This is a genomic window from uncultured Caballeronia sp. (genome assembly GCF_964243625.1).
GTDB lineage: Bacteria > Pseudomonadota > Gammaproteobacteria > Burkholderiales > Burkholderiaceae > Caballeronia.
Genome location: NZ_CAXTGZ010000648.1, coordinates 1 through 3347 on the forward strand (window position 1 = coordinate 1; position 3347 = coordinate 3347).

1 protein-coding gene and 3 pseudogenes are annotated in these 3347 nt (G+C 55.6%); 3 read left to right on the top strand and 1 reads right to left on the bottom strand.

Annotated elements, in window-relative coordinates:
* On the top strand, positions 1-1281 hold a 1281-nt coding region (locus ACFFAR_RS28625; protein WP_375508948.1), incomplete at its 5' end, for an efflux RND transporter permease subunit.
* Positions 1282-1522: 241 nt separating this feature from the next.
* Here ACFFAR_RS28625 and ACFFAR_RS28630 read toward each other — a convergent pair.
* Positions 1523-2332, bottom strand: a pseudogene (locus ACFFAR_RS28630) (IS5 family transposase).
* 134 nt (positions 2333-2466) lie between these two features.
* On the opposite strand from ACFFAR_RS28630, the pseudogene ACFFAR_RS28635 reads away from it, so the two are divergent.
* Positions 2467-3007 (top strand): annotated as a pseudogene (locus tag ACFFAR_RS28635) (IS6 family transposase); the annotation flags it as partial.
* Positions 3008-3096: 89 nt separating this feature from the next.
* Positions 3097-3347: pseudogene (locus ACFFAR_RS28640) on the top strand (IS3 family transposase); the annotation flags it as partial.

Below are 3347 nucleotides of genomic sequence, written 5' to 3' on the forward strand. Positions count from 1 at the left end.
GTGAATCTGCCAACCATCCAAGGTTTAAGCCAATTCGGCGGCGTAGACATGTTCCTACAGGCCCGGTCCGGCCAAACACGAGCGCAACTGGCTCAGGCAGCGGGCATTCTATTGGGCGAAGCATCCAAGAATTCAACGCTCTATGGCGTTCGTCCCAACTCGCTGCCAGATGCACCGCAACTTCAAATGTCGGTGGATCGGGTGCAGGCACAGGCGATGGGGCTGTCGCTCACAGACGTCTACGATGCCATTCAGATGGATCTAGCGCCGTATTACGTTAATCAGTTCACGTACGGCGGCCGAGTGAAGCGCGTCTATGTGGAAGCCGATACGCCGTACCGGATGGGTTTGGACTCGCTGAGGCACATCTACACGCCCACGGGGATCACCAGTGCGTCGACCGGCGCGACCAGCGGCGCCGCGAGCGCCACTAACACAAGCGGCTATTTAACCCAGGTCAATCCTTCTGTTTCAAACACATCGATAGCGCCTTACAACATGGTCCCGCTATCTAGCGTCGTGAAGACCAATTGGGCCGTTGGTCCAGCCGCACTGCCTCGCTACAACGGCTTTTCCGCAGTTGAAATCGTTGGCAACCCGGCGCCAGGATATTCGACGGGCCAGGCCGTGCAGACACTGCAACACACGGTAGATACCAAGCTGCCGCCGGGCTTCCACGCCGATTGGACCGGGCAGTCCTACCAAGAATTGCTCGCCGGCAACTCAGCCACCATGTTGATGATACTGTCGATTGTTGTCGTATTTTTATGCCTTGCGGCGCTTTATGAAAGTTGGTCGATCCCCGTCGCGGTACTGCTCGTGGTCCCGCTGGGTTTGCTAGGAATTGTGTCGTTCTGCTTGCTGCGCGGCGTCCCCAACGACATCTACTTCAAGATAGGTCTGGTGACGGTGATCGGACTGGCTGCGAAGAACGCGATTCTGATTGTAGAATTCGCAGTCGATGGGCAGGCGAAGGGAATGACGCTCTTTGATGCTGTCGTGTCTGCCGGTAAGCTGAGGCTGCGTCCCATCTTGATGACGTCGTTGGCCTTCATTCTTGGCGTGTTTCCTCTCGTCATATCAACAGGGGCGGGCTCCGCTTCGCGCCATGAGATCGGTACCGGCGTGATCGGTGGGATGCTGTTTGCGACCGTCTTCGGCTTGTTGCTCATCCCTGTGTTCTATGTCGTGGTTAGGCGTGTTCTGGGCGACAAGCTCGACGAAGTCTCACACTACCTACCGCTCCATGGAGAGGAAGGCTCAACGAATGAAGGCGCCTAAATTCGAGTCTCGCCTTAAAAGTCTTGCGGCGCGCACAAGCCTCTGAAGGTTTTAGATTATTTTCGACAGCTCTCCTGGTGTCCCGGTTGGGATCAAATAGGGACATGTCGCAATTGATCGACCATTAGGGATGCGAGACCAAGCTAGTTGGCGGGGTCGATCATCCTGTCGATTTCCGAGTGATCAAAATGCTCAGTCACAGAGGGCAGGGCCTTTAATGGTTCTGTCGCAATAAGAGGCGTTAACAAAATGAGTTTTGCAGCTGTCGCCAGCAAATGATGCAGCAGGCTAGCTTCAAGAAAGCTTCATGGATAAAAGCCAGGCGCTCGAAACGGATACGCAGTCGACGGAAAATATGAAGCCAGGAGATGGTCCGCTCTACGACCCAGCGGGTTTTGTCCAGACCGCTGCCGTGAGGCTGGCCGCGCCGTGCTATTTCAGTTGCAATGCCAGCAGCGTGTAACAGACGGCGGTATTTGTCGTGATCGTAGCCTCGGTCGCCCTGAACGATCTTCGGTTTCAATAGTGGTCTGCCGCGTTTGCCGCCGATCTGCGGGATGGCATCAACCAGTGGATGGAGCTGGGTGACATCGTGTCGATTGGCACCCGTCAGGATCACCGCGAGCGGAATGCCCTGCGCTTCGGTAATGAGGTGGTGCTTTGAACCGGGTCGCGCGCGGTCTGTAGGATTGGGTCCCGTTTTTGACCAGCGCCCATGGCACGGATTGAAGAGGAGTCGACGATGACCCGGGACCAATCGATTTGGTCAGCCGCACGCAAACGTGCAAGAAGCACTTCGTGTAGCTCGTCCCACACGCCGGCAGCTTGCCAGTCGCGAAGGCGGCGCCAGCAACTCATACCGCTGCCGCAACCCATCTCTTGGGGTAGCAGGTCCCACCGCAAACCAGTGGAGGATAAAGAGGATACCCGTCAGTACCGCGCGATTGTCCAGCGGCTTGCGCCCGGGATGCCGTGAGCGCCGAGGCTTGGGCGGCGGCAGCAACGGTTCGATGAGTGCCCATAGATCGTCGTCGAGTATCGGTCTGGCCATGTCCTTTTCGCTGTCGAAACAACGATAAGGTTAACAGGAACGATCAAGAGTTAACAGCCCCCAAACATCATTTTGTTAAGGCTTCTAAGACGGTGCGTTATGGTTGGCGGGAAGAAAACGAACTGCGTGCTGCGATGAAACATTCCCTGACGCCGGCGTTGGCGCGTGTGTTTAAACGCCCTCACTATCCGTTTGATGTGACGTTGATGTGCGTGCGCTGGTATGTCGCCTAGGCTGAGTGTGCGAAACCTGGAAGAGATGATGGCGGAGCGCGGCATCGAGGTCGATCATTCGACGGTGCACCGTTGGGCGATTAGACTGCTGCCCGTCTTTGAGAGAGCGTTCCGTCACCGCAAGCGAGCGGTAGGCAGAAGCTGGCGCGTCGATGAGACGTATATCAAGGTCAAAGGACAGAGGAAGTACTTGTATCGAGCAGTGGACAAGGCTGGAGCAACAATCGATTTCCTGCTTCGAACCCACCGTGACAAGGCCGCCGCGCAACGTTATTTCGATAAATCGATTGATCACAATGGCGAGCCTGAAATGATCACAATTCATTAAAGTGGTTCAAATCTGGCCGCATTTGAGGCGCTGAACGCCCAGCGCGAAAAGCTGATCAAAATCCGCCGGAACAAGTATCTGAACAACATTGTCGAACAGGATCACCGAGCGATCGCGAGCTAGTTTCCTAACACTGTTGATTTGCACTGAGTTTTGACCCAAAGGGGGTGCGGACAAAAACTTGGACTACCTGGAGGTAGTCCATGTACTCGTACGAAGACCGCGTTCAAGCGGTCCGGCTCTATTTGAAGTTGGGAAAGCGCATCAAGGCGACCATCAGGCAGTTGGGTTACCCGACAAAGATTTCCTTGAAGGCGTGGCATCGTGAATACGAACAGTGTCATGATTTACGAACTGGCTATGTTCGTGCGGCGCCGAGGTATTCGGCCGAACAGAAGCAGGCTGCCGTCGATCATTACCTGAGCCATGACCGTTGTGCCGCTGCAACCTTGAG